Genomic DNA, 26,309 nt, shown 5'->3' on the forward strand with positions numbered 1-26,309 from the left:
GTGCGCCATTGCGCGGATGGCGGCCCGACTGGCGGCCCGCTTTCCGGCGCGCCGCGTGACCGGCCGGGCGGCTCGTCCGGTGCGGGCGACCGTTCCCCGTTTCAAGGAATTCCGACATGTTTGAGCGCCTGATCCGCTTTGCGATTGCGCACCGCTGGCTCGTGATGCTGGCGATCGCGGCCGTGGCCGCACTGGGCGTGTTTAGCTACCAGAAGCTGCCGATCGACGCGGTGCCCGACATCACGAACGTGCAGGTCCAGATCAACACGTCCGCGCCCGGCTATTCGCCGCTCGAGGCCGAGCAGCGCATCACCTATCCGGTCGAGACCGTGATGGCCGGGCTGCCGGGCCTCGAGCAGACGCGCTCGATCTCGCGCTACGGGCTGTCGCAGGTCACCGTGATCTTCAAGGACGGCACCGACATCTACTTTGCGCGGCAGCTCGTCAACGAGCGCATCCAGGAGGCGAAGGACAAGCTGCCGGCCGGCATCGCGCCCGCGATGGGGCCGACGTCGACGGGCCTCGGCGAGATCTACCTGTGGACCGTCGAGGCCGACGCCGGCGCGCGCAAACCCGACGGCACGCGTTATACGGCGGCCGACCTGCGCGAATTGCAGGACTGGGTGGTCCGGCCGCAGCTGCGCAACGTGCGCGGCGTGACCGAGGTCAACTCGATCGGCGGCTACGTGAAGGAGTACCGCGTCGCGCCGAACCCGGCGAAGCTGATGTCGTACGGGCTGACGCTCGCCGACGTCGTGCGCGCGCTGGAACGCAACAACGACAACGTCGGCGCCGGCTACATCGAAAAACGCGGCGAGCAGTACCTGGTGCGCGTGCCGGGCCAGGCGCGCACCGTCGACGACATCGCGAACATCGTGCTGACCAACGTCGGCGGCGTGCCGGTGCGGATGAAGGACGTCGGCGCGGTCGACATCGGCCGCGAGCTGCGTACGGGCGCCGCGACGTCGAACGGCGAGGAGGTCGTGCTCGGCACGGTCTTCATGCTGATGGGCGAGAACAGCCGGACGGTGTCGAAGGCCGTCGCCGCGAAGATGGCGGACGTGAACCGCACGCTGCCGGCCGGCGTGAAGGCGATTCCCGTGTACGACCGCACCGTGCTCGTCGAGAAGGCCGTCGCGACGGTGAAGAAGAACCTGCTCGAAGGCGCGATCCTCGTGATCGCCGTGCTGTTCCTGTTCCTCGGCAATATCCGCGCGGCGCTGATCACCGCGCTCGTGATTCCGCTGTCGATGCTGATGACCTTCACCGGCATGGTCAACGCGAAGGTGAGCGCGAACCTGATGAGCCTGGGCGCGCTCGACTTCGGGATCATCGTCGACGGCGCGGTCGTGATCGTCGAGAACTGCGTGCGGCGGCTCGCGCATGCGCAGGCGGCGGCCGGGCGGCCGCTCACGCGCGAGGAGCAGTTCGCCGAGGTGTTCGGTGCATCGCAGGAAGCGCGCCGCGCGCTGATCTTCGGGCAACTGATCATCATGGTCGTGTACCTGCCGATCTTTGCGCTGACCGGCGTCGAAGGCAAGATGTTCCACCCGATGGCGATCACCGTCGTGATGGCGCTCGCCGCCGCGATGGTGCTCACCGTCACGTTCATCCCGGCGGCCGTCGCGCTGTTCATCGGCGAGCGGGTCGAGGAGAAGGAGAACCGGCTGATGGGCTGGGCGCGGCGCGCGTACGAACCGGTGCTTGCCGCGTTCATGATGCGCCCGGCGCGCGTGATGATCGGCGCCGGCGCGATCGTGCTGGTCACGCTCGGGCTGGCCACGCGGCTCGGCAGCGAGTTCATCCCGAGCCTCAACGAAGGCGACCTGGCCGTCTCCGCGCTGCGGATTCCCGGCACGAGCCTGTCGCAGTCGGTGGAGATGCAGAAATCGATCGAGAAGACGCTGAAGGCGCGCTTCCCCGAGATCGAGCGCGTGTTCGCGCGCACCGGCACGGCCGAGATCGCGGCCGACCCGATGCCGCCGAACCTGTCGGACGGCTACATCATGCTGAAGCCGGCCGACCGGTGGCCCGACCCGAAGAAGCCGCGCGACCAACTGGTGCGCGAGATCGAGGCCGCGCTCGCCGCGCTGCCGGGCAATGCGTACGAGTTCTCGCAGCCGATCCAGCTGCGCTTCAACGAACTGATCTCGGGCGTGCGCAGCGACGTCGCGGTGAAGATCTTCGGCGACGACATGGCCGTGCTGAACCAGACCGGCGAGCAGATCGCGGCCGCGCTGCGGAAGGTGCCGGGCGCGTCGGAGGTGAAGGTCGAGCAGACGACCGGGCTGCCGGTGCTGACCGTCAACCTCGACCGCGACAAGCTCGCGCGCTACGGCGTGAGCGTCGCCGACCTGCAGGACTCGGTGGCCGCGGCCGTCGGCGGGCAGAAGGCCGGCACGCTGTTCCAGGGCGACCGCCGCTTCGACATCGTCGTGCGGCTGCCCGACGAGCTGCGTTCCGACATCGAGACGATCAAGCGGCTGCCGATCGCGCTGCCCGCGCCGGCGGCGGGCGCCAGCGGGCCGATTGCGGCGGCGCCGTACGTGCCGCTCGCGGAGCTCGCGACGATCGACGTCGCGCCGGGCCCGAACCAGATCAGCCGCGAGGACGGCAAGCGGCGCGTCGTCGTCAGCGCGAACGTACGCGGCCGCGACGTCGGCTCGTTCGTCGCCGATGCGCGCGAGCAGCTGCAGCAGGACGTGCGCGTGCCGGCCGGTTACTGGGTGTCGTGGGGCGGCCAGTTCGAGCAGCTGCAGAGCGCGAGTGAGCGCCTGAAGCTCGTCGTGCCGCTCGCGCTGTTCATGGTGTTCGTGCTGCTGTTCGTGATGTTCAACAACGTGAAGGACGGGCTGCTCGTGTTCACCGGCATTCCGTTCGCGCTGAGCGGCGGCGTGGTGTCGCTGTGGCTGCGCGGGATTCCGCTGTCGATCACGGCGGCGGTCGGCTTCATCGCGCTGTCGGGCGTCGCCGTGCTCAACGGTCTCGTGATGATCTCGTTCATCCGCAACCTGCGCGACGAGGGGATGCCGCTCGACGCCGCGGTGCGCGACGGCGCGCTGACGCGGCTGCGGCCGGTGCTGATGACCGCGCTCGTCGCGTCGCTCGGCTTCCTGCCGATGGCGTTCGCGACCGGCACCGGCGCCGAGGTGCAGCGGCCGCTCGCGACGGTCGTGATCGGCGGTATCCTGTCGTCCACGGCGCTGACGCTGCTGGTGCTGCCCGTGCTGTACCGCGTCAGCCATGCGGTGTCGTGGCGCGCCGCGTTTCGCGGCGGCCTCGGTGCGGGCGTGCTGCGCCGGCTGGGTTTCTTCAAGGGTCATGCGTGATGCGAATTCTGATTGTCGAGGATGAACCGAAGACGGGCGCGTATCTGCGCAAGGGTCTCACCGAGGCCGGCTATGTCGTCGACTGGGTCGAGGACGGCATCACGGGCCAGCATCAGGCCGAGACCGAGGAGTACGATCTGCTCGTGCTCGACGTGATGCTGCCCGGCCAGGATGGCTGGACGCTGCTGCAGAACCTGCGGCGCAGCAAGTCGACGCCGGTGCTGTTCCTCACCGCGCGCGACGATGTCGGCGATCGCGTGAAGGGGCTCGAGCTTGGCGCCGACGACTATCTCGCGAAGCCGTTCGACTTCGTCGAGCTGACCGCGCGCATCAAGTCGATCCTGCGGCGCGGCCAGCCGCGCGACTCGAACACGCTGCGCGTGGCCGATCTCGAGCTCGACCTGACGCGCCGCAAGGCCACGCGGCAGGGCGACACGATCCTGCTGACCGCGAAGGAGTTCGCGCTGCTGTGGCTGCTGATGCGCCGCGAAGGCGAAATCCTGCCGCGCGCGACGATCGCGTCGCAAGTGTGGGACATGAACTTCAACAGCGACACGAACGTCGTCGATTCGGCGATCAGGCGACTGCGCTCGAAGATCGACGACGCGTACGAGCCGAAACTGATCCACACGGTGCGCGGCATGGGCTACGTGCTCGAAGCGCGCGGCGGCGCGGCCGCATGATCGCGCATCTGCTGCCGCGTACGCTGCGCGGACGCCTGACCGCGCTGATCATCCTGTCGACGTCGGTGATCCTCGCGTCGAGCGGTGTTGCGCTCTACGAGGCGCTGAGCAATCGCGTCGAAACGACGGCGGCCGAGCAGATGGCCGGCACGTCCGCCGCGCTGGGCGCCCACCTGGCCGGGGTGCGCACACCGGCCGACGTCGCGCGCAACGCCGACATCTGGGTCGACCAGTTGCACGGCCATCCGAACATGGATCTCGCGATCTTCGACGCCATGGGCACGCGCCTCGTCGGCACGCCCGGTTTCCGCCCGTATGCACCGCTGATGTCGCTGGAGGCCGGGCGCGTGCCGGTCGGCATCGCGCCGCCCGGCGCGCGGCACCAGTACCTCGTGACGAACGTGCCGCTCGCCGGCGCGGGGGCCGGTGGCCCGGTGGTGCGCGTCGCGGTGCAGTATGACCGCAGCGCCGACCTGCTGCTGCTGCGCACGCATGCCTATACGATCGTCGTGATCGAGGTGTTCGGCGTGGTGCTCGCCGCCGCGATGGCCTACGGTATCGCCGCGCTCGGCTTGAGCCCGCTGCGGCGGTTCGCGGCGCGGGCCGAGCAGATGTCGACGAGCCGGCTCGCGCATCCGCTGCCGGAACTCGATACGTCCGGCGAGCTGAAGGAACTCGAGCATGCGTTCAACGGCATGCTCGAACGTCTGAACGAGTCGTTCACGCGGCTGAGCCAGTTCTCGTCGAATCTCGCGCACGACATGCGCACGCCGCTCACGAACCTGCAGGCGGCCGCGCAGGTCGTGCTGTCGCAGCCGCGCGGCGCGGACGAATACCGGAGCGTGATCGAGTCGAGTATCGACGAATACCAGCGGCTGTCGCGGATGATCGAGGACATGCTGTTTCTCGCGCGCTCGGAACAGGCCGGCACGTCGATCGGCGTGCGGCGCCTGAATGCGGCCGAGGAGGCGGAGCGGGTGGCCGGCTACTACGAGCCGCTTGCGGAGGACGAGGGTGTGACGGTGAAGGTCGATGGCCACGCGTGGGTCGACGCGGACCTCACGCTGTACCAGCGTGCGCTGAGCAACCTGCTGTCCAATGCGCTGACCTATGCGCCGCGCGGCAGCGTCGTGACGATCGATTGCGTCGAGCAGGGCGGCGCGACGACGATCGCCGTGTCGGATACGGGGCCCGGCATCGCGGCCGAGCATGTCGGGCGGATCTTCGAGCGCTTCTATCGTGTCGATCCGTCACGGCACAATTCCGCGTCGGGCACCGGGCTTGGCCTCGCGATCGTCCGGTCGATCATGGACAATCACGGCGGCGAATGCGGCGTCGACAGCGATCCCGGCCGCCGCACGACGTTCTGGCTGCGCTTTCCGCGCCGGCCGGCCGAGCCGAACCGGCCGGCGGCCATCGGCACCTGACAGCGCGGGCGGGCACGTTCGCGCGTTCGCCCGGTGGCGGCCGCGCGCGGCGTGCTGCCCGCACGCGTGTGGCCGAGCGTCATTGCCGGGCGGTCAGGTTGTCGTGGTTGTCGGTCTGCGGCTTCTTCTCGCCGCCGTGCACCGAAATCCCGTGAAGCTCCTTGTTGCGCGCGACGATCTCGCCGGTCGGCGGGTATTGCGTCTTGCCCGTCGGCACGACGCCGTCGTGCTGCGCCTGCTTCAGTTCGTTGACGACCTGCGTGCGGCTCTTGCCCTGCGGTTGCGTTTGCGCGAACGCGGCCTGCGTGGCCATGCCGAGCGACAGCGTGGCGGTGACGAACAGTGCTGCGAGTTTTGCCGTTTTCATCGAGTGTTCTCCTTGATCGGGCCGCCGGGGTGGCGAACCATGGACCCAGTATGCGAAAGCGGCCGTGCGTCATCGTGATCGCGAGATGAAAAAGCCGTCAGATTGCGCAAGCAGGCAGCGTGTGGTTGGGACCCGACCGACATGACGCAACCGTCATGTTGGCGTCATGGGTGCGATGAGCGGGAAGGGGAACATGAAACCTGCCGATGGTCGACGTGGCTGACGGCATGCGTGCCGTTCGCGACAGCAGCATGGAGCGCGGGCGGTCCTGTTCAGACTTCCATTCCGGACCAAAAATTGCATCGTCCCGCCATCCGCCTCACCTTGATCGCAGTCCTGATCGTCCCGCTGTTCGCGGGCTGCGCGTCGACACGTTCCGGCGCCACCGAGCCCACGCCTGCCACCGCGCGCAAGCCGGTGCCGGCCGACCTGATGCCCGGCGAGCAGATCGACTATGCGGGCCACCGCTGCGGCAATCCGAATCTGTACGTGAAAACGCATCCGTGCCTGTTCCCGCGACCCGATCCCGCACCGTGATCGTCCGGCTGGCGACAAAAAAAGGCCCGGTACTCAGCGAGTCCGGGCCTAATGCGTGATCGTGCCGTGCGGCAGCGACCCGCTGCGTGGGTGGTAACGGGCGCGGCCCGTCACGTCTTCGATCGTAGCGGCGCGATGCGTCGCGAACCTGATCGCAACATGAAATTTCCGTCACGTTGCGCGCATGGATGGCGGCCGCGATCAGAACCGGTGCCGCAACCCGAGATTGACGATGCCCTGCGTGCGCGTGCCGCCATAGCCGTACGAGCCGATCGATGCCTGCGCCGTTTGCGTGCCGCCGTCGAGCGTGCGCTGTTCGCCGTTCGCACGCTGCCAGGCGCCGACCGCATAGAGATCGGTGCGCTTCGACAGCATGTAGTCGGCGCCGGCGGACACCTGGTGGTAGGTGGCGCTCGTATCGCCGCGGGCGCGCGTGTAGCTGTAACCGACGCCGACGAGCAGGCCGGGCGTCGCCTGGAAGTTGAAGAAACCGCGCGCGGTGTCGTATTTCTGCGTGCTGCGGAACGCGGACATCGCATCGGCCTTGTACTGCGCATTGCTGTAATCGATGCCGACCGCGAACGGCGCGAAGTTGTAGCGCAACGCGCCGCGCGCGATGTCGATCGATTTCGCGGAGAGGTAACCGCCGTTGACCAGCGATCCGTCGAACGTGCCGTCCGACGTGCCGTTCCAGCCGGTCCGGATGCCGTTCTCGAGCGACGAGCGGTTGGCTGCGGAGTAGTAGCCGCCCGCGACGTCGAGCGGGCCATAGCTGTACGACAGGCCGGCCGACCAGGTCTGGCCCGCGCCGCTCTTGCCGGCCACGCCGCCGAGCGCATACATGCCGACGAACTGGAAACCGCCGATCACGGGCGACGTGTATTTCACGGCGTTGTCGGTGCGCGACGACGTGTCGTAGTTGTCGACGTCGCCGGGCGTCGCGTACACGCTGCCGAAATAGAAATCGCCGGTCACGGGCCAGGCGACGTCCGCGAGCGCGTCGTACTGGCGGCCGAGCGTCAAGGTGCCCCAGCGTGCGCTTTCCAGGCCGACGAACGCCTGCCGGCCGAACATCCGGTTGCCTTGCCCGAGCGCGCCCGTGTTCGGATTGAAGCCGTTTTCCAGCGTGAAGATCGCTTTCAGGCCGCCGCCCAGATCCTCGGCGCCTTTCAGCCCGAAACGGTTGCCGAGCAGGTTGCCGTTGCCGAGGCCGACGAGGTTCCTGCCGTCGGCATTGGCGTTCCACACATAGGTCAGCGACGTATCGAACAGGCCGTAGAGGCTGACTTCCGCGGCATGGGCCGGTTGGGCAGTGGCGAGCAGCGCCCCCGAGAGCATGGCGAGCCGAACTGGATATTTCATGGTGCTTCCCCTGAAGTTCAAGATGATCGTTTCGCGCATCGTTCGACTCGGGTGCCCGGGCTTGCGGCGGCGGCCCGGAATATCGCGATCGCGCTGGCGATTCTGGAAAGCGTTCGGATCGTGGAGGTGAGGGACAAATGAGAAAAATGTCATCGCGGTGTCATGCACGCCGGAACATTCGAATTATTTAATGTGCACTGCGATGCAGAAGTCGTTCGCATGGTGACGAAACCGTCATGCGGCGATCACGCATCCGCACCACCGCGGGATCAAAGTGAAGGCACCTGTCACGCCTTTTCAGCAAGGAGCACACCCCATGAACATTCCGCGCCCGATGATCGTCGCCGTCGTTGCCGCACTGTCGGCCGCAGTCCTCTCGCAGACCGTGTCGGCACAGCCGAAGAGTCGTCAGGAAGTGGTTCGGGAACTGGTGCGCGCGCGTCACGACGGCGTGATCCCGAGCCCGAATCACGACTATCCGGCGAGCCCGGCCGTTGTCGCGCGCAATCGGGAAATCCATCGTTCGACGGTACATCGCGGCGAGAAAGCGCCGATGGTCGATGCGCACGACAACGGTTTCGCGGTGCTTTGATCAACGATTCACGGCCGGCCGGGGCCGTATCCGTCGGCCGGCTTCATTCATGCAGAGGAGCGAGTCATGCGTCATATCGCGAAAGGAATCGTGCTGGCGGGGTGCCTGATGACGACGGCGGCGATGGCGGCCGGCTGGCCCGAGCGTGCGCTGTCGCACGCGCCCGCCCACGACGTCGGCCCGCGGGCGAACGAGCGGATGCGGTGCGAATTCGCGGCCGTGCCTGCCGGCGCGTGGACGGCAACGTTCACGCAGGGGCAATGCGAGGTCGACAACGGGCGGTTGACGTTCGTGCCGGCCGAAGCGGGGAGCGGGGCGGCTGCGACGGAGAGGCGGATCGTGCTCGGCGAGGTCCGTACCGCGTCGCATCAGTCGCGCAAGTTGAAGGAACAACTGCAGTTGACGACGCGAGACACGGTCATCGCGCTGAACGTGCTGACCGACGACGGCAGCCGCAAGTCGCGCGAACATGCGATCGACCTGTGGACTGCGTTGCGCAACGAGGGCGTCACGCCCGTGAATGGCACGCGCGTCGTCGATACGTATCCGGCCGGCGCGACGACGTGGTAGCCGCCGCGCGCGGCTTATCCCGCCTTGACCGACCCTTCGATCAGGAAGAACACGATGAAGCCGATGAAGAACGCGGCCGTCGCGAACGGCGTTTCGGGCACCTCGTGCGCTTCGACGAGCAGTTCCTCGGTCACGAGGTACAGCAGCGCGACGGTGCCGAGCCCCAGCAGGGCCGCGTAGATGTTCGCCGGCAGGCCGGCGAATGCCGCATTGCCGGCCACGGCCGAGAGGCTCAGCAGTGCGGCCAGCCCGACCGGCACGACGATCGACAGCGTCCGGCCGATGCCTGCCGCGGCAAGCGCCGCGCTGACCGACAGCGCGAGGAACAACACTTCGAGCGTCAGCGCGACGGTCAGGATGATGCCGCTTTCGTCGCTGGCGGAGAACGCGATGCCGAGCACGAGGCCGTCGACGACGAGGTCGATCGCGGTAACGATGATCAGGCTCACGGGCAGCCGCGCGTCCTCGAAGCGTGCCTCGATCGTGCCCGACAGCGCGCGGATCGCGAGCATCAGCGCGAGGCCGAGCACGAACCCGACGACGACCGGAAACAGCGCATGCGCGCGGTCCTGCGGCAGCAGTTCGAGCGCCGCGGCCGCGAACACGATGCCGCCGGTGAAATGCTGGATGACGCTCGACGTTTTCGGGCCGGGCGCCCGCCATGCGGCCGCAAGCGCGCCGAAACAGGCCGCCAGCACGGGCGGTAAGGTGAGCAGCGCAAGCTTCGCGGTCGGTGTCATGGGGCCTCTCGGTCGGTCGGCGTGCCGCGCGGGAGCGGCATTGCACGGATCGTACGTGCCGGGCTGTGCCGCGGCATCAACCGGGGATTGAACACCTTGAAGCCGCTTCAGAGTCAAGCGGCTTGATCCAGGGCGCACCGGCCAGCCGGCACGCCCGTTCGCGTCAAAGCTGCGCGAGCGCCTGGTCGAGGTCGGCGAGCAGGTCGTCGATATGCTCGATACCGATCGACAGTCGCACCGTTTCTTCCTTCACGCCGGCCTTCGCGAGTTCGGCGGGCGACAGTTGCCGGTGCGTCGTCGAGGCCGGGTGCGTCGCGAGCGACTTCGTGTCGCCGATGTTGACGAGTCGCGTGAACAGCTTCAGCGCGTCCTGGAACTTCGCGCCGCCGTCGCGGCCGCCCTTCACGCCGAACGTCAGGATGCCCGGCGCGCGGCCCGACAGGTAGCGGGCGACGAGTGCGTGGTCGGGGTGATCGGGCAGGCCCGCATAGTTCACCCATTCGACGTGTTCGTGGCGCGCGAGATGCCGCGCGATCTTCAGCGCGTTGTCGCTGATCCGCTCGATGCGCAGCGCCAGCGTCTCGATGCCCTGCAGGATCTGGAACGCGTTGAACGGCGAGATCGCCGCGCCCATGTTGCGCAGCGGCACGACGCGCGCGCGGCCGATGTACGCGGCCGGCCCGAACGCTTCCGTATAGACGACGCCGTGGTAGCTGACGTCCGGCTCGTTCAGCCGCTTGAAGCGGTCGGCGTGTTCGGCCCACGGAAACTTGCCCGCATCCACGATCGCGCCGCCGAGGCTCGTGCCGTGCCCGCCGAGATACTTCGTCAGCGAGTGCACGACGATGTCCGCGCCGTGCTCGAACGGGCGCAGCAGGTACGGCGACGGTACCGTGTTGTCGACGATCAGCGGAATGCCGTGCCGATGCGCGACGTCCGCGAGCGCGGCGATGTCGGTGACGTTGCCGAGCGGGTTGCCGACCGATTCCGCGAAGATCGCCTTCGTGCGCGCGTCGATCAGCGGTTCGAACGACGCGGGGTCGCGCGGGTCGGCGAAGCGCGTGGTGATCCCGTATTGCGGCAGCGTATGCGCGAACAGGTTGTAGGTGCCGCCGTACAGCGAACTCGCGGACACGATGTTGTCGCCGGCTTCCGCGATCGTCTGGATCGCGTACGTGACGGCGGATTGCCCCGATGCAAGCGCCAGCGCGCCGATGCCGCCCTCGAGCGCGGCGATCCGCTGCTCGAGCACGTCCGTCGTCGGGTTCATGATGCGCGTGTAGATGTTGCCCTGGACCTTCAGGTCGAACAGGTCGGCACCGTGCTGCGTGTCGTCGAATGCGTACGCAACGGTCTGGTAGATCGGGACGGCGACCGCGCGCGTGGTCGGGTCGGGGCGATAACCGCCGTGCACGGCGATCGTTTCGAGGCGCCAGTTCGGCTTGGTCTGATCGGTCATGGGTGCTCCGCTTGTTGTTGTGAAGGTCGAGGGGGCCTGCCGTCCGGCGATTATAGGAGCACGTGCGCTGCGGTTCTTAGAACGAATGGTGGGTTGCTTATGCGAGCGTCGCGCATAGAATGCTTTTTCCGCAGACGAAAGGTGCGCGATGGATCAGGATCGGTGGAACCAGGTGGATGCGTATTTCTCCGCGACGCTCGTGCCGTCGGACGACGCGCTCGACGCCGCGCTGGCGGCGAGCGACGCGGCCGGGCTGCCGGCGATCAACGTCGCGCCGAACCAGGGCAAGCTGCTGCAGTTGCTGGCGACGATCCGCGGCGCGCGGCGGATTCTCGAAGTCGGTACGCTCGGCGGCTACAGCACGATCTGGCTCGCGCGCGCGTTGCCGCCCGGCGGCACGCTCGTGACGCTCGAACTGAACCCCGCGCATGCGAAGGTCGCGACGCAGAACATCGCGCGCGCCGGGTTCGCGTCGGTCGTGTCGGTGGTGGTCGGCAGCGCGAAGGACAGCCTCGCGCGGCTCGTCGACGCCGGCGAGGCGCCGTTCGATTTCGTCTTCATCGATGCGGACAAGGACAACAACGCGGTCTATCTCGACGCGGCGCTGAAGCTGTCGCGGCCCGGCACGGTGATCGTCGTCGACAACGTGGTGCGGGGCGGGCGCGTGGCCGATCCGGACAATCGCGAGCCCGACGTGATCGGCGTGCGCGACGGGTTCGCGCGCCTCGTGGCCGAGCCGGCGCTCACGACGACGGCCGTGCAGACGGTCGGGCAGAAGGGCTGGGACGGCTTCTCGATCTCGATCGTCGGCGCGTGACCGGATGCGTCAGTGCGCGCTTGCGGTCGCGTCGGCGCGCCGATACAGGCGCGGCCACTGGTCCTGGAACAGGCCGTTGCAGGTGCCGTGCGTCGCGATGTCGGCGAGCTGGAAGCGCCGGCCGTCGAAGATCCACGACGCGGTCGACCCGCAATCGCCGGCACTGCGCAACCGGACCTTGCTCGACAGCATCGCGCTGGCCGGATCGTAGCCGGCGTCGGTCAGTTCGTTCGGGAACGACGCCGAATCGAGGCCCGCATTCGCGTTCTCGCCGAAGTTCATGGCCGTCGGCGTGTACGGTGCGGTGCGGCGAATGCGATACCACAGGTCGGTGTGGTTATACATGCTGCTGGTCTGGCACGGGATCGCGACGAGCGCCTCGTCGGCCGAGATCGCGACGGCGGTCGACGCCTTCCTGCGATCGCTCGCCGACATTTCGTCTTCGACATCGGCCGCGCACTGCTTCACGTCGGCGCCGAATTTCGCGAGCACCGCGTCGACGAGCGGGCGCTGTTCGGCGGCCGACAGGTTCGCGACGGGCGGCGGCGCCGGCGTGACGGCGGGCGGGAGCGCCGGCGCGGGCGGGACCGACGACGCGGGCCGGCTGCCCGGGCGCAGCAGCGCGGTGACGGTGCCGACGCGGCCCTGCGTATCGTCGATCAGCAGCAGCGCGGCATTCAACCCCGACAACGGCGTGCGCGCGGTGTGCGCGGAAGCCGGATCACCGAAGCTCAGCGCCTGTGCATTGCGCGATGCAGACAGCCACGCGGCGACCGTTGCCGGATCGTTCGTGCGGATCCGGAACGGGTGGGCCTGGTCGTCGTTCGGGTCGCCGAAGGCATGCCATTGGGCCGGCAACGCATCGAACGGGCGGCCGTCGACGCGTGCGGTACGCAAGTCCAGCGGTGCCGACGCGTAGAGGTCGAGCGACGGTTGCGCATCGGGGCCGGCATCGCGCGTCACGCGCAGGATCAGGCTGGGGCGTGCATCGTCGGTATCGTCGGCGTGACTCTCCGCGACACAGCGATTGCCGTTGTCGCAGACGACCGACCAGCTCTTGAAGTCACGCTCGACCGGCGGCCGCGCGAGCGGACGAGCCTGCGTGACGATCGGGGAAACGGCGAGGAGCACGGCGAGGGCAAGCGGAAAACGGTGCGACATGACGGTTCGTATCGACTGGGAAAGGGCGGGCGGAAGATGCCGGACTGCAAGCGCATCGTCAGCAAGCGGTGCAGGTCGAGTGCAGTGGCGCGAACGGTATCCAGTATACCGCTGCAACGGGCGGCGCTTGACGCGGCGACGCGTCAGGCGGATGGACAAACGGCGCGATGCCCGCCGGCACCGCGCCGTTCGTTTGTCATCGGCTGTCGACCACGTCGCGCAGGAACGTATCGAGCGTCGCCACGTCGCCCCACGGCCGCTTGTATGCGCGATCGTGTTCCGCATCGGCGAGCATCGACTCGACGAGCGCGTGGATCGCGGGGCGGCGCGGCCCGTACTCGCTTTCGTTCGCGCGCATCTTCAGTGCGAGCAATGCATCGAGCTCCGCGCGCACCGCCGGCTCGTGCACGGTGCCTTCGACGAGATCCGCGAAGCGCATCGGCGGCATGCCGAGCCCCATGTCGATCCAGCGCACCGCGAGCAGCGGCCGCAGTACGTACAGGTACTTCTTGTAACGCACCGTGTCGCCTTGCAGATAGCCGCGAAAGTTCTTCTTCGCCATCGCAAGGTAGTGGTGGCGTCCGCGCACCGGAGAGAAGAACGCCGCCGCCAGCGACCGCAGTCGTGGCGCCCAGCGCGCGTCTTCGCGATACACGACCGGCGAGTCGAGCCATTCGAGCAGCGTGGGATTCGAGCGGCGCAGCAGTTGCAATGCCTTGCGCAGCTCCCAGCCGCTCACGTCGAGTTCGTCGTCGAGCGGCCGTTCGATCACGTCGCGTCGCGCTTCGACGCTCAGGTACCAGTCGCGCCGGTGCACATACACGAAGCGGACGTCGTAGTCGCTGTCCGGCGACGCGAACCCCCAGCCGCGGCTGCCCGATTCGCACGCGAACAGGACGCTCACATCGTGGCGACGCTCGACTTCCGCGAGTTCCGCCATCACGCGCGCCCGCACCGCCGGGGCGACCGGATGCGCGCTGCGCACGGGCGTCAGGTTTTTTTCCGTTTTCATGATTGTCGTTTCCGTTTCGTTGCGCGCGGCCGCCGGCCATCGGCCGCGCACCGCGCTATCCTTTCACGCACACCACCTGGCGCAGCGTGTGCACCACTTCGACGAGGCTGCGCTGGGCCGCCATCACCGCGTCGATGTCCTTGTAGGCCATCGGGATTTCGTCGACGACGCCCGCGTCCTTCCGGCATTCGACGCCCTGGGTGGCCTTGACCTGGTCGTCGGCCGTGAAGCGGCGCTTCGCTTCGGTGCGGCTCATCGTCCGGCCCGCGCCGTGGCTGCACGAGCAGAAGCTTTCCGGGTTGCCGAGCCCGCGCACGATGAAGCTTTTCGCGCCCATCGAGCCCGGGATGATCCCCAGTTGCCCCTTCTGCGCGGACACCGCCCCCTTGCGCGTCACGAGCACGTCTTCGCCGAAGTGGCGTTCGCGCTGCACGTAGTTGTGGTGACAGTTCACCGCGTGTTCTTCGAGCGCGAACGGCTTCGCGATCACGCCGCGTGCTGCCGCGATCACCGCGTCCATCATCGCCTGCCGGTTGCGCCGCGCGTAGTCCTGCGCCCAGCCGACGGCCTCGACGTAATCGTCGAAGTGCCGGCTGCCTTCGGTGAAATACGCGAGGTTGCGGTCCGGCAGGTTCGCGATGTGCTGGCGCATGTCGGCCTGCGCGAGTTCGATGAACAGGCTGCCGATCGCATTGCCGACGCCGCGCGAGCCGCTGTGCAGCATGAACCACACGTGGTCCGCTTCGTCGACGCACACTTCGATGAAGTGATTGCCGGTGCCGAGCGTGCCGAGATGCGCGTAGTGGTTCGTCTTTTCCAGCTTCGGATACTTGTCGACGATCCGCTGGAAGCCCGGCTGCAGCGACTTCCACGAGTCGGTCACGGCGGCCGGCGTGCGATCGCCCCACGCGCCCGGATCGCGGCGCCCGGGCGCGCGGCCGTGCGGTACCGCGCGTTCGATCGCGCCGCGCAGCCCCGCGAGCGAATCCGGCAGATCCGACGCCGTCAGCGTCGTGCGCGCGGCCATCATCCCGCAGCCGATGTCGACGCCGACCGCGGCCGGGATGATCGCGCCCTTCGTCGGAATCACGCTGCCGATCGTCGACCCCTTGCCGAGGTGGACGTCCGGCATCACCGCGATGTGGCGGAAGACGAACGGCATCTGCGCGGTGTTGCGCAACTGCGCGCGCGCTTCGTCCTCGATGGCGACGCCTTGCGTCCACATCTTCACCGGCTTGCCGTTGGCCAGTTCCATCACCTGATAGTCCATGTTGCTCATTTGCTTCACCTGATTCATTCGATTGTCCGGCGCGACACACGCGTGCCGCGCCGTGTCCTGCATTACGTGCCCTTGATGCTGACGAGTCCGTTCAGCACCTGGTCGAGACCGCCGAACACCGAGATGCGGTCGATCCGTTCCGCGACGCGCTCGAGCGTTTCCAGCTCCTTGAGCCGCAGCGCGGTCGGGTTTTCCTCCATCACCTTCGCGGTGTTCAGCAGCGAACGCGTGGCCGCCGTTTCCTCGCGGCGGCGAATCACGTTCGCCTGGGCGGATTTCTCCGCTTCGACCACCTGCGCGAGGATCGTCTTCATGTCGCCCGGCAGCACGATGTCCTTCACGCCGACGCTGCGCACGTCCACGCCCGAATCGCCGAGACGGGCGCGCACCTGCGCGATCACGACCGCGTCGATCGACTGCTTGTCCTCCAGCAGCTCGTCGAGCGAGCGTGTGCCGACCGCCGAGCGCAGCGCGAACTGCAGCTCGCGATACAAGTGCTCGACCGGTTTTTGCAGCTGGCCGAACGCATGCAGCACGTCCGCGTAACACCACGTCGCCGACAGGTTCAGCCGCAGCGCAACCTTGTCGCGCGTCAGGATTTCCTGCCCGCCGACTTCGATCGCCTGCAGGCGCAGGTCGACGAGTTCGACCGCGACGTCGCGGTTGAAGCGCCAGAACGCCGACGTACCCGCGTCCAGCAACCGCTCGATCTTGCCGTCGATCTTCAGCACGCCGACGTGGTACGCCGGCACCTGCGCCACCAGCACGCCCGTCAGGCCCGCCACGCCGCGCGCCCGCAGCGCCGGTTGCGCGATGCGTTTGACGAGCGCGGCCGGCAGCATGCTGTCCTGCGTGAGATCGACGCGTTCGAGACGATGCGCGGCCAGGCCGCGCCAGTACAGCCGGCGCGTGCCCGGTGCCAGGATCTCGACGAGCACGTCGTCTTCATAGCGCAGGCCCGCTTCGTCGTCGGCGAGATCCATCGCGACGAAGTATCGCGCGAGCACGTCGGGCGCGTCGTGGCGCAGATAGTCGGCCAGCGCGGTGTCGGCGAGCGGCGCGTCGAGACGCGCGGTCTGCACCGACAGACGCTTGAACGGATCGAAGGCCTTGAACACGCCCGGTTCCAGCACCTTCACGAAATCGCCTTCGCTCATCAGCAGCGCGCGTTCGTTCTTTTTCACTACATGACGCTTCCACATATTTTTGTCCTTTTTTTCAACGACCGCCGGATCGCGCATCGTGCGGATCGCGGTGCGACGCAACCGGGCGGACGGCGCGCTGGCCGGCGCCGACGCACACGGTGACGCATCCTGCATCGCGTCGTCGTGCGCATTCGCGCGGGCCGTGCGGCCGCCCGGCCGATCGCGCGGAACCGCAACCGGTCCGACGCGCGGCGGGCCTGTCGGCCCGCACCGGCGGGTACTGCTTTCATCACGAGACTGTCCTTGCGGACAGGGTTCGAGCGGGATTCGAACCCGCCACCGGCCGGCTTTCGCCGGCTGCTCCACCTGACTGAGCTTCCGAACGACGGGCGCTCCGGGATTCGAACCCGGACGAGGCATCCTGGCGCGCGCCCCTTTGCCTTCATCTGTCCATGGCGGCATGCGCTGCCGCGACGAACGAGGTTCGGCGGCGGCGCACCAGCAGGGCGTGTGAACCCTGGCTCGCGGGCCAGCGGGACATCCGGCGTCTTCTATTGAGCGAGGAGCGTGCCAGTGGCTGCCTTGATGCTCGAATAATTTTTCAAGTGCTTGAAAACAAATGGGAATTTATTTCATTAACCGATTTTCGGTGATGCCGGGCGTGCGGATTCATCATGGAAATCCGATACAATCGGATCGCTTCTTATCCCATGAGATAAAAAATGCGCAAGACCGTCGCGATCGGTTTTCTCGGCACCGTGCTGGACCAGGGCGGCCGCGCGCCGCGCCGTTACCGCAAATGGCGGCCGACGATTTCGCTGTGCGAGCAGCCCGACCTGCCGATCGACCGGCTCGAACTGCTGCATGCGCCGGGCTACACGCGTCTCGCCCACCAGGTGCGGGACGATCTCGCGCGCCTGTCGCCGCATACCGACGTGCGGCTCGTGCCGGTCACGATCCACGATCCGTGGGATTTCGAGGAGGTCTACGCGACGCTGCACGACTACGCACGCGCGTATCCGTTCGACCTCGAGCATGAGGACTACCTGATCCACATCACGACCGGCACGCACGTCGCGCAGATCTGCTGGTTCCTGCTGGCGGAGGCGCGCTACCTGCCCGCGCGCCTCGTGCAGACGGGGCCGCCGCAGCGGACCGACGAAGGGCCGAGCGGGCCGGGCACGATATCGGTGATCGACCTCGACCTGTCGCGCTACAACCGCATCGCGCAGCGCTTCACGCGCGAGCGCGACGAAACGGTGTCGTTCCTGAAGGCCGGCATCGCAACGCGCAACGCGCGCTTCAATGCGCTGATCGAGCAACTGGAGCGCGTCGCCGTGCGGTCGCGCGCACCGATGCTGCTGGTCGGGCCGACGGGCGCCGGCAAATCGTTTCTCGCGAAGCGCGTGTACGAGCTGAAGCGCGGCCGCCATCGGCTCGCGGGGGCGTTCATCGAGATCAACTGCGCGACGCTGCGCGGCGACGCGGCGATGTCGACGCTGTTCGGTCACGTGAAGGGCGCGTTCACGGGCGCGCAGTCGGCACGGGCGGGGCTGCTGCGCGCGGCCGACGGCGGGCTGCTGTTCCTCGACGAAATCGGCGAACTCGGGCTCGACGAGCAGGCGATGCTGCTGAAGGCGATCGAGGAGAAGCGCTTCCTGCCGGTCGGCGCGGACGTCGAGGCGAGCAGCGATTTCGAGTTGATCGCGGGCACGCATCGCGACCTGCGGCAGATGGTGGCGGCCGGCACGTTCCGCGAGGATCTCTATGCGCGGATCAATCTGTGGACGTACGAATTGCCGGGACTGGCCGAGCGCCGCGAGGACATCGAGCCGAACCTCGAATTCGAACTCGACCGTTTCGGCCACGAGCAGGGCGAGCAGGTGCGATTCAACGTGGAGGCGAAGCGGCGCTATCTCGCGTTCGCGGCGTCGCCGCGCGCGGTGTGGGCCGGCAACTTCCGCGAACTGTCGGCCTCGGTCACGCGGATGGCGACGCTGGCCGATGCGGGGCGGATTACCGAGGCACTCGCCGAGCAGGAAGTCGAGCGGTTGACGCGCACCTGGTCGTCGCCGCGCGACGCGGGCGCGGCCGACCCGTGCGTCGACGCGGTGTTCGGTGCGCGCGCGGCCGATCTCGACCTGTTCGACCGTGCGCAGCTCGAACGCGTGCTCGACGTGTGCCGCGCGTCGGCGAGCCTGTCGGAGGCGGGGCGCACGCTGTTCGCGGTGTCGCGGCAGAGCAAGAAGCAACCGAACGATGCGGACCGGCTGCGCAAGTATCTCGCGCGGTTCGGGCTCGATTGGGAGGCGGTGCGGCAGGCGCTTGACGCGGCATGACGCGCGGCGGCGCGGCCGGCGCGATCGGTCAGGCCGCCGCAGCCGCCGCGTCGTGAAACGGTGCCAGGAATCCCCAATCCGGGTGTGCCGCCGCGATATCCGCCAGCCCGCGCGCGAACGCATGCGCCGGCAGCCACGGATACCCGAACGCCGCATGCAGCCCGTCGAGCTTCGACGACCGCGGATCGTCGATCGTGTCCATTCGCGCGATGTGGATGTGCAGCGCGGCGATCCGGGCCGCGTCGTCGCGGGTGTCGTCGCCCGCGAACTGCCAGCGGTACGTGCCATGCCCGATCCGCAGCGCGCCGGTGTCCTTCTGCCGCATCACGACGAGCCACGGCATGTTGGCGACGCCATGCGCGTCGACGTCCGGCTCCGCGCAGACGTAACAGGTCCGGCACCGCTCGAACCGCTCGCCGAATTCCTCGACCAGCGTGCGCGCGATGGCGGCCGCGCCCGTCACGCGCGGCGGAAAATCGATATCGTCGCTGGCGAGCGAAAAGCTCAGTTCGGCATCGGCTGCGAAGCAGTCGGCGATCAGTGACGGACGGTTCAGGTCTTTCGCGCGCAGATAACATTCGAGCAGCGCGCGGACCGTCGCGGGATGAAGCGGAAAGGACATGATCGAGTCTCCGGTGCCGGACAATCGGGCAGCATGCGGGTCGCCGGACCCGGCCGGGAGCGCATGTGCCTTTACCGTATAATTTCGTTTCAAAGCTAAATTCGCATGACTGCACGGAGCGTCGACGTCATGGCCAAGCAGCAAGAGGAGTCCGTTCTGACCATTACCAACCCGGCCTGCCTGATCGACGGCACGGACACGGAATTTCGTCACCTGATCAACGGGTTGCTGCCGTTCGCGGCGCGCCTGCTGTCGGTCCGCGACGGTTTCGGCTCGATCGCCGGGCTGACCGGCATCCAGTATTCGTTGCTCGTGTCGGTCGCGCACCTGTCCCACGACGACGTCGTGACCGTCAACCGCCTGGCCGATCACCTGCACCTGAGCGGCGCGTTCGTGACGATCGAAACCGGCAAGCTCAAGAAGCTCGGCCTGATCGATAAGCGGGCCGACCCGGACGACAAGCGCAAGATGCGCGTCACGGTCACGCCGGCCGGCACGAAGCTGCTGAAAGCGCTGGCGCCCACCCAGCAGCGGATCAACAACGTGCTGTTCGAGGGCGTGACCAAGACCGAGTTCAAGGTGCTGTGCTCGGTGATCGACCGCCTCGTCACCAACGGCGATCGCGCAACGCTCGATCTCGCGCACATGATCGCGCGCCAGGAAAAAAGCTGACGCACGCCGGCCGCGGGCCGGCGCGACGCGTCGGCCATGCTCAGTGCGCGGCCCACTCGATCGTATCGAGGTCGACCCCTTCCAGATGCATGTCCCATAGCGGGCTCAGCGCGCGCAGCTTGTCGACCGTGTCGCGCACCTGCGCGATCACGCTGTCCACTTCGGCTTCGGTCGTGAAGCGGCCGAGCGTGAAGCGGATCGAGCTGTGCGCGAGTTCGTCGCTTCGGCCGAGCGCACGCAGCACGTAAGACGGTTCCAGCGACGCCGACGTGCACGCGGAGCCTGACGATACCGCGACGCCCTTGATCCCCATGATCAGCGATTCGCCCTCGACGAAGTTGAAGCTCACGTTCAGGTTGTGCGGAATCCGGCGCGCCAGGTCGCCGTTCACGTAAACCTCGTCGAGCGTCGACAGGCCGGCCAGCAGCCGGTCGCGCAACGCGCCGACGCGGCGGCTTTCTTCCTCCATCTCTTCCTTCGCAAGCCGAAACGCTTCGCCCATCCCGACGATCTGGTGTGTCGGCAGGGTGCCCGAGCGCATCCCGCGCTCGTGGCCGCCGCCGTGCATCTGCGCTTCGATGCGCACGCGCGGCTTGCGGCGCACGTACAGCGCGCCGATTCCCTTCGGGCCGTACACCTTGTGCGCGGTCACCGTCAGCAGGTCGACGTTCAGTGCATTCACGTCCACCGGAATCTTGCCGGCCGCCTGTACGGCGTCGCAGTGGAACACGATGCCGCGGGCGCGGCACAGCGCGCCGATCTCGGCGATCGGCTGGATCACGCCCGTTTCGTTGTTCGCGAGCATCACTGACACCAGGATCGTGTCGGCGCGCAGCGCCCGCCGCAGCGCATCGAGATCGAGCAGACCGTTTTCCTCCACGTCGAGGTAGGTGACGTCGAAGCCCTGGCGTTCGAGTTCGCGGCACGTATCGAGCACGGCCTTGTGTTCGGTCTTCACGGTGACGAGGTGCTTGCCCGTGCCTTGATAGAAGTGCGCGGCGCCCTTGATCGCGAGGTTGTTGCCTTCGGTGGCACCCGATGTCCACACGATTTCGCGCGGGTCCGCGCCGAGCAGCGCGGCGACGTGCGCGCGCGCTTCCTCGACCGCTTGCTCGGCGTCCCAGCCATGGCTGTGGCTGCGCGAAGCGGGGTTGCCGAACTGCTCGTGCAGGAACGGCACCATTTTGTCGACCACGCGCGGATCGACGGGCGTCGTCGCGCTGTAGTCCATGTAGATCGGGCGGGATGGCATTGAATGGGCTCCGGGAAGCGGGATCTCTCGCGGGTCGCGAAAGCCGCAGGATACGGTTGCCGCAGTGTACGTGGACATTCGCGGGCGTCGCGCAACATCCATCACGCCAGTAGGGTTGTCTTTCAAACAAAGCTTTCAAGATCAGGGTTTACGACAGCTTGAACCGGCTTTTGTGTTTACATTCAATAAAAGCTAAATCACAAAGCTAAATTGAAGTGATTCATTGGCCGGATTCCGCCGCGGAATCCGGCGATGCAACCCCAGGAGAACGAGATGAGCGAGAACCATGCCGGAACCGGCGCGGGCGCCGACGAGCAGCGACGCTTTCGTACCGCGTTGTCGATGTTCGCGACGGGCGTCGCGGTGATTACCGCCCCGCGCAAAGAGGGGATGCCGGTCGGCATCACGGTCGCGTCATTCAATTCGGTGTCGCTGGATCCGCCGCTGATCCTGTTCTCGGTCGACCGCCGCAGCCTGAGCCTCGGCGACCTGGCCGGCGCGGACGGCTACGCGGTCAACGTGCTCGACGAGACGCAGCAGCACCTGTCGAACTGTTTCGCGAAGGCGAACGGCGACAAGTGGGGCTGGCGCGCCGGCGCGGCGCCCGCCGACGGCGCGGTGCTGCTGCCCGACGCACTCGCGACGTTCGAATGCGAGCCCTATGCGCAATACGACGGCGGCGACCACGTGATCTTCGTCGGCCGCGTGACGCGGCACCGTGCGCGCTCGGAAGGGCGCCCGCTGATCTTCTTTGGCGGTCGCTACCGCGCGCTCGACGGCGCGCAGGCGCCGTCCGTGTGAACGCAACCGACGATTCATTCCACCCAGGAGGACATCATGATCAAGAACGGGACTCAGCACATCGCGTCGCTGCGCGACGGGCGGCAGGTCTACCTGAACGGCCAGCCGGCCGGCGACGTGACCGCGCATGCGGCATTCCGCAATTCGATTCGCAGCTACGCGAGCCTGTACGACTACCAGGCGCGCGACGAGAACGTTGAGAAGATGACGTTCGTGTCGCCCGGCACGGGCAACCGCGTGAGCCGGATCTGGCAGCTGCCGACGTCCTATGACGAACTCGTCGAGCGCCGTGCCGCGCTGGAAGCGTGGTCAGAGCTGCATTACGGCTTCATGGGCCGCTCGCCCGACCACGTCGCGTCGTGTCTCGCCGGCATGTATATGGGCGCCGACGTGTTCGAACAATACGACCCGGCGCGCGCCGGCGCACTGCGCGACTACTACCGTTATGCACGCGACAACGACCTGTTCCTGACCTACGTGATCGTGAATCCGCAGGCGAACCAGTCGAAGGCCGCACACGAGCAGGAGGACAAGTACCTCGCGGTCGGCATCGTCGATCAGGATGCCGAAGGCATCACGGTGCGCGGCGCGAAGATGCTCGCGACGAGCGGGATCATGGCGAACGAGGTGTTCTGCAGCTGCATCCAGCCGCTGCGCGAAGGCGACGAGATGTACGCGCTGTCGTTCGCGGTGCCGATGAACGCGAAGGGCATGAAGATCCTGTCGCGCAAGTCGTACGAGGAGCACGCGACGTCGGTGTTCGACAACCCGCTGTCCAGCCGCTTCGACGAGAACGACGCGGTGCTGTACTTCGACGACGTGAAGGTGCCGTGGGAACGGATCTTCGTCGCCGGCAACACGGCGATGTGCGCGAAGCAGTTTCATGCGACGCCCGCGCACGTGTACCAGAACTATCAGTGCCAGGTGCGCCTGATGACGAAGCTGCGCTTTCTCGTCGGGCTCGGCCTGAAGATTTCCGAGATCAACGGCACGAACACGTTCCCGCAAGTGCGCGAGACGCTGGGCCAGCTCGCGGCCGAAGCGTCGATGGTCGAGGCGTGGGTCTACGGGATGGAAGCGAAGGGCACGGTCGTCAACGGCTTCTACGTGCCCGACCGCAACATGCTGTACGGCTCGCAGGTCGTCACGCAGCAGCTGTATTCGAAGGTGCTCAACACGCTGCGCGAGCTCGCGGGCGGCGGAATGATCATGCTGCCGTCCAGCGTGCGCGATTTCGAGAACCCCGACCTGCTGCGCATCATCGAGAAGACGCAGAAGTCGCCGGTGTGTTCGTCCGAGGAGCGCGTGAAGTTCTTCAAGCTCGCATGGGACGCGGTCGGCTCCGAATTCGCGTCGCGCCACAACCAGTACGAGCTGTTCTACGCCGGCGCGTCGTTCGTCACGAAGGGCCACGCATACCGCACGTACGACTGGCAGCGCGCGTCGCATCTCGTCGATTCGATGCTCGGCAGCTATTCGCTGAACCAGGAACGGTCGACGCCGCACGCCGCTTGACGCGTCGTGCCCGACTTCACCCGCTATCGCATTCAGGAGAGACAGATGGCCATCAACAAGCTTCACGACGAATTCCATACGCTGGACATGCAGCGCGACTGGCGGCTGCCGGAAGGGTATGACCCGGCATCCGGCGCACAGGAGCTGATTCTGTCCGGCGCGCTCGATACCGAGCGCAAGCGCGGCAGCCGCACGCGCCTGCTGCGCCTGCCGGCGGGGCTGCATACGAAGAAGCCGTTCGTGCACGACTACTGGGAAGAGGTGTTCCTGGTCGAGGGCGACCTGACCGTCGGCAACGACGAGCATGGCAACGGCGGCACGCCGTTCAAGGGCTACACGTATGCGGTGCGGCCGCCCGGCGCATGGCACGGCCCGTTCAAGTCGAACGGCGGCTGCGTGCTGCTCGAGATCCACTACTACGACCCGGCCTGAGCGCGGCCGGTCGACGACACACGGCGAGCGGCGCCGCGCGATGCGTGCGCGCCCCGCCACAAGGAGCATTCGATGAAAACCATTACGTTCGCGATCGACGGTCGCGACGGCCGCACCGAGCGCGCGATCGCGATCGACACGCTCGTGATCGCGGGCTGGACCGGCCGTGACACGGCGGCCATGGAGCGGCACATCCGCGAGCTGGAGGCGCTCGGCGTCAGGCGCCCGGCGACGACGCCGGTCTTCTACCGCGTTGCGGCCGACCGCCTCGACCCGTCGCCCGCGATCCAGGTATCGGGCGGGCAGAGCAGCGGCGAAGCGGAATTCGTGCTGGTGCGCGCCGGCGGCGAGACCTTCGTCGGCATCGCATCCGACCACACCGACCGCGAAGTCGAGACATACGGGATCACCGTGTCGAAGCAGATGTGCGGCAAGCCGTGCGCGAGCACGCTGTGGAAGTTCGACGACGTGGCCGGTCACTGGGATCAGCTCGTGCTGCGCGCGTACGCGACGATCGACGGCGAGCGCGTGCTGTATCAGGAAGGCCGGGTGACGGCGATGCGCGCGCCGGACGATCTGCTCGCGCAGTTCGCGCGCCACGGCGGCCGTTTCGAGAACGGCACCGCGATGCTGTGCGGAACGCTGGCCGCGATCGGCGGCATCCGGCCGGCCGAGCGGTTCGAGATCGAGCTGGAGGATCCGGTGCTGGGCCGCACGATCCGGCATGCGTATGCGGTGGACACGCTACCGGTCGCGGGCTGACGCCACCGGCGCACGCGCGCTCATGCGCGGCAGATCGCGATGATCTCCGCGCTGATCGTTTCGTCGAAAGGCGCGCGTTGCCAGTCGCCGCACCACTCGGCCGATGCGAAACCGGCTGCCGACACGCGCGCCTGCAGGGCGGGCTGCGCGATGAAACGCAGTCGGCTCGTGTTCGTCAGCACCGTGTCGTCGCGGCGGAAGCGGTAGTGCGTGTCGAACGTCACGATCGCGTCGTCGACCGCACGCACCGCGTGATGGAGATCGACGCGGCCGAAGTCGCGCGATTCGACGCTGCATGCCGAACGCGCGGGCGTCCACGCGCGCCACGGTGCGACGTGCGGGTTGCGGGTGTCGAACAGGAAGCGGCCGCCGTCGGCGAGCACGCGTCGCACGCCGCGCAGCGTCGCGTCGATTTCATCATCGGACAGCAGGCACTGGAACGCATGCCCGGTCATCACGACCGCATCGAACGGTGCGGCGGGCGGCAGGCTGCCGAGTTCGCATGCGTGCCAGCGCACGGTGTCGGCGCGCGGCTGGCGTCGTGCGTAATCGATCATTGCCGGCGCCGGATCGATCGCGACGACCTCGTGCCCGGCCGCCGCGAGCCGGCGTGCGAACGTGCCGGTGCCGCAGCCGAGATCGAGGATGCGCTGCGGCGCGGGGCCGATCACGGCTGCATAGAACGCGAAGTCGCGATCGCCCGCGTTGAACAGGTCGTAGACCGCGACGAGGCGCGGGTCGGTGTAGAGGCGGTCCGCGTCGGCAGGCGTCATGCGGCCGTGCGTATCAGCGCTGCTGCACGGCCACGCGCAGCCCGAGCGCGATGAAGATCGACCCGATGATCTTCCCCTGCCAGCGCGTGAGCCACGTCAGCCGCTTCACGACGCGGCCGAGCGGGCGGATCGAGCACGCGATCAGCGTCGTATAGAGCGAGCTGAGCACGACGAAGATCAGCCCGAGCACCGCGAACTGCACGAACGTCGAGCCGCGCTCCGGGTGCACGAACTGCGGCATGAACGCGAGGAAGAACAGCGCGGTCTTCGGATTCAGCACTTCGGCGGGAATGGCCTGCAGGTACGCGACGAGCGGCGTGACGGGCGCCACCTGCGGCAGCGACGGATCGGACGGCTTTTCCAGCAGCGCACGCACGCCGAGATAGAGCAGGTACGCGGCGCCGACCAGCTTCACGACGTTGAATGCGAGCGCCGACGTCATCAGCAGCGCGGACAACCCGACGGCCGCAAACAGCGTATGCACGAAGTCGCCGCTCGCGACGCCGAGGCCGGTCAGGATGCCGGTCTTGCGCCCGCCCTGCACGGTGCGGCTCAGCACGAGCAGCACGGCCGGGCCGGGGATCAGGAACAGGCCCAGGACGACGGCGGTGAAAGTGGTCAGCGTGGTCAGGTCGAACATGGCGGCTCCGGCAGGTTGGCG

Annotated in this window: 25 protein-coding genes; 13 read left to right on the forward strand and 12 right to left on the reverse strand. The window is 67.6% G+C overall.

Annotation, left to right across the window (positions count from 1 at the left end):
* The first annotated feature begins 116 nt into the window (after positions 1-116).
* Genes WJ12_RS23580 through WJ12_RS23590 form a run of 3 tightly spaced genes read left to right on the forward strand, consistent with a single transcriptional unit; the run spans position 117 to position 5,439 of the window.
* Positions 117-3,329 carry an efflux RND transporter permease subunit gene (locus WJ12_RS23580; protein WP_069245857.1) on the forward strand — a complete coding sequence of 1,071 codons (3,213 nt, stop codon included), beginning with the start codon at positions 117-119 and terminating at the stop codon, positions 3,327-3,329.
* On the forward strand, positions 3,329-4,012 hold the full coding sequence (irlR, locus tag WJ12_RS23585; protein WP_006490455.1) for a heavy metal response regulator transcription factor IrlR: 684 nt from the start codon (positions 3,329-3,331) through the stop codon (positions 4,010-4,012). Before WJ12_RS23580 ends, irlR begins: the two co-directional genes overlap by 1 nt.
* Complete coding sequence (locus WJ12_RS23590; RefSeq protein WP_059558599.1) at positions 4,009-5,439, forward strand: heavy metal sensor histidine kinase; 1,431 nt, start codon at positions 4,009-4,011, stop codon at positions 5,437-5,439. Before irlR ends, WJ12_RS23590 begins: the two co-directional genes overlap by 4 nt.
* Before the next feature lie 79 nt (positions 5,440-5,518).
* Here WJ12_RS23590 and WJ12_RS23595 read toward each other — a convergent pair whose 3' ends face one another.
* A complete protein-coding gene (locus WJ12_RS23595) occupies positions 5,519-5,806 on the reverse strand; it encodes a DUF4148 domain-containing protein (protein ID WP_034185587.1) in 288 nt (95 codons plus the stop codon).
* Between the two features lie 141 nt (positions 5,807-5,947).
* Here WJ12_RS23595 and WJ12_RS23600 point away from each other — a divergent pair, with 141 nt between their 5' ends.
* The gene (locus tag WJ12_RS23600) at positions 5,948-6,343 is read left to right on the forward strand and encodes a hypothetical protein (protein WP_226103886.1); all 396 of its coding nucleotides are present in this window, start codon (positions 5,948-5,950) and stop codon (positions 6,341-6,343) included.
* Positions 6,344-6,544: 201 nt separating this feature from the next.
* Here the strand turns inward: WJ12_RS23600 and WJ12_RS23605 are convergent, their stop codons facing one another.
* A complete protein-coding gene (locus WJ12_RS23605; protein ID WP_069246038.1) occupies positions 6,545-7,705 on the reverse strand; it encodes a porin in 1,161 nt (386 codons plus the stop codon).
* 316 nt (positions 7,706-8,021) lie between these two features.
* Between WJ12_RS23605 and WJ12_RS23610 the strand changes: the two genes are divergently transcribed.
* Positions 8,022-8,297, forward strand: coding sequence for a DUF4148 domain-containing protein (locus WJ12_RS23610; protein WP_069245858.1), 276 nt, complete (start codon positions 8,022-8,024; stop codon positions 8,295-8,297).
* Between the two features lie 66 nt (positions 8,298-8,363).
* On the forward strand, positions 8,364-8,867 hold the full coding sequence (locus WJ12_RS23615) for a hypothetical protein (protein WP_069245859.1): 504 nt from the start codon (positions 8,364-8,366) through the stop codon (positions 8,865-8,867).
* Between the two features lie 14 nt (positions 8,868-8,881).
* Here the strand turns inward: WJ12_RS23615 and WJ12_RS23620 are convergent, their stop codons facing one another.
* Complete coding sequence (locus WJ12_RS23620; RefSeq protein ID WP_034185591.1) at positions 8,882-9,607, reverse strand: ZIP family metal transporter; 726 nt, start codon at positions 9,605-9,607, stop codon at positions 8,882-8,884.
* 163 nt (positions 9,608-9,770) lie between these two features.
* A complete protein-coding gene (locus WJ12_RS23625; RefSeq protein ID WP_034185592.1) occupies positions 9,771-11,066 on the reverse strand; it encodes an O-acetylhomoserine aminocarboxypropyltransferase/cysteine synthase family protein in 1,296 nt (431 codons plus the stop codon).
* 148 nt (positions 11,067-11,214) lie between these two features.
* Between WJ12_RS23625 and WJ12_RS23630 the strand changes: the two genes are divergently transcribed.
* Positions 11,215-11,883, forward strand: a complete 669-nt coding sequence (locus WJ12_RS23630) for an O-methyltransferase (RefSeq protein WP_069245860.1) — start codon at positions 11,215-11,217, stop codon at positions 11,881-11,883.
* 9 nt (positions 11,884-11,892) lie between these two features.
* Here the strand turns inward: WJ12_RS23630 and WJ12_RS23635 are convergent, their stop codons facing one another.
* The 4 genes from WJ12_RS23635 to WJ12_RS23650 all read right to left on the reverse strand — a co-directional run bounded on the left by WJ12_RS23635 (position 11,893) and on the right by WJ12_RS23650 (position 16,537).
* Positions 11,893-13,044, reverse strand: a complete 1,152-nt coding sequence (locus WJ12_RS23635) for a DUF1176 domain-containing protein (protein ID WP_208606522.1) — start codon at positions 13,042-13,044, stop codon at positions 11,893-11,895.
* A 196-nt stretch (positions 13,045-13,240) separates the two neighbouring features.
* Positions 13,241-14,056 carry a nucleotidyltransferase domain-containing protein gene (locus WJ12_RS23640; RefSeq protein WP_034185595.1) on the reverse strand — a complete coding sequence of 272 codons (816 nt, stop codon included), beginning with the start codon at positions 14,054-14,056 and terminating at the stop codon, positions 13,241-13,243.
* Positions 14,057-14,111: 55 nt separating this feature from the next.
* Complete coding sequence (locus WJ12_RS23645; protein ID WP_069246040.1) at positions 14,112-15,335, reverse strand: RtcB family protein; 1,224 nt, start codon at positions 15,333-15,335, stop codon at positions 14,112-14,114.
* A 62-nt stretch (positions 15,336-15,397) separates the two neighbouring features.
* Positions 15,398-16,537, reverse strand: a complete 1,140-nt coding sequence (locus WJ12_RS23650) for a slipin family protein (RefSeq protein ID WP_034185957.1) — start codon at positions 16,535-16,537, stop codon at positions 15,398-15,400.
* A gap of 665 nt (positions 16,538-17,202) precedes the next feature.
* Between WJ12_RS23650 and rtcR the strand changes: the two genes are divergently transcribed.
* Positions 17,203-18,819, forward strand: coding sequence for an RNA repair transcriptional activator RtcR (gene rtcR, locus WJ12_RS23660; RefSeq protein ID WP_059558581.1), 1,617 nt, complete (start codon positions 17,203-17,205; stop codon positions 18,817-18,819).
* 28 nt (positions 18,820-18,847) lie between these two features.
* Here rtcR and WJ12_RS23665 read toward each other — a convergent pair whose 3' ends face one another.
* Positions 18,848-19,441, reverse strand: coding sequence for a nuclear transport factor 2 family protein (locus WJ12_RS23665; protein ID WP_059558579.1), 594 nt, complete (start codon positions 19,439-19,441; stop codon positions 18,848-18,850).
* Between the two features lie 129 nt (positions 19,442-19,570).
* Between WJ12_RS23665 and WJ12_RS23670 the strand changes: the two genes are divergently transcribed.
* Positions 19,571-20,113 (forward strand): MarR family winged helix-turn-helix transcriptional regulator, encoded by a 543-nt coding sequence (locus tag WJ12_RS23670; protein WP_034185598.1) that lies wholly within the window; start codon positions 19,571-19,573, stop codon positions 20,111-20,113.
* 40 nt (positions 20,114-20,153) lie between these two features.
* On the opposite strand, the gene WJ12_RS23675 is transcribed toward WJ12_RS23670, so the two are convergent.
* Positions 20,154-21,365 (reverse strand): IscS subfamily cysteine desulfurase, encoded by a 1,212-nt coding sequence (locus WJ12_RS23675; protein WP_059558576.1) that lies wholly within the window; start codon positions 21,363-21,365, stop codon positions 20,154-20,156.
* Between the two features lie 273 nt (positions 21,366-21,638).
* Between WJ12_RS23675 and WJ12_RS23680 the strand changes: the two genes are divergently transcribed.
* From WJ12_RS23680 to WJ12_RS23695, 4 genes are all read left to right on the forward strand, one after another.
* On the forward strand, positions 21,639-22,166 hold the full coding sequence (locus tag WJ12_RS23680; protein ID WP_059558699.1) for a flavin reductase family protein: 528 nt from the start codon (positions 21,639-21,641) through the stop codon (positions 22,164-22,166).
* Positions 22,167-22,202: 36 nt separating this feature from the next.
* Positions 22,203-23,681, forward strand: a complete 1,479-nt coding sequence (locus tag WJ12_RS23685; protein WP_069245861.1) for a 4-hydroxyphenylacetate 3-hydroxylase family protein — start codon at positions 22,203-22,205, stop codon at positions 23,679-23,681.
* 45 nt (positions 23,682-23,726) lie between these two features.
* A complete protein-coding gene (locus tag WJ12_RS23690) occupies positions 23,727-24,113 on the forward strand; it encodes a hypothetical protein (RefSeq protein ID WP_011356002.1) in 387 nt (128 codons plus the stop codon).
* A gap of 72 nt (positions 24,114-24,185) precedes the next feature.
* On the forward strand, positions 24,186-24,875 hold the full coding sequence (locus WJ12_RS23695; protein ID WP_069245862.1) for a DUF2848 domain-containing protein: 690 nt from the start codon (positions 24,186-24,188) through the stop codon (positions 24,873-24,875).
* A 20-nt stretch (positions 24,876-24,895) separates the two neighbouring features.
* Here the strand turns inward: WJ12_RS23695 and WJ12_RS23700 are convergent, their stop codons facing one another.
* Together WJ12_RS23700 and WJ12_RS23705 are read right to left on the reverse strand one after the other, a co-directional pair.
* Entirely contained in the window at positions 24,896-25,648 is a 753-nt protein-coding gene (locus WJ12_RS23700) for a class I SAM-dependent methyltransferase (RefSeq protein WP_059558565.1), read from the reverse strand.
* A 13-nt stretch (positions 25,649-25,661) separates the two neighbouring features.
* Positions 25,662-26,288 carry a LysE family translocator gene (locus WJ12_RS23705; RefSeq protein WP_059558563.1) on the reverse strand — a complete coding sequence of 209 codons (627 nt, stop codon included), beginning with the start codon at positions 26,286-26,288 and terminating at the stop codon, positions 25,662-25,664.
* Positions 26,289-26,309: the final 21 nt, after the last annotated feature.

Origin of the sequence: Burkholderia seminalis, from assembly GCF_001718535.1 — a bacterium.
Classification (GTDB): domain Bacteria; phylum Pseudomonadota; class Gammaproteobacteria; order Burkholderiales; family Burkholderiaceae; genus Burkholderia; species Burkholderia seminalis.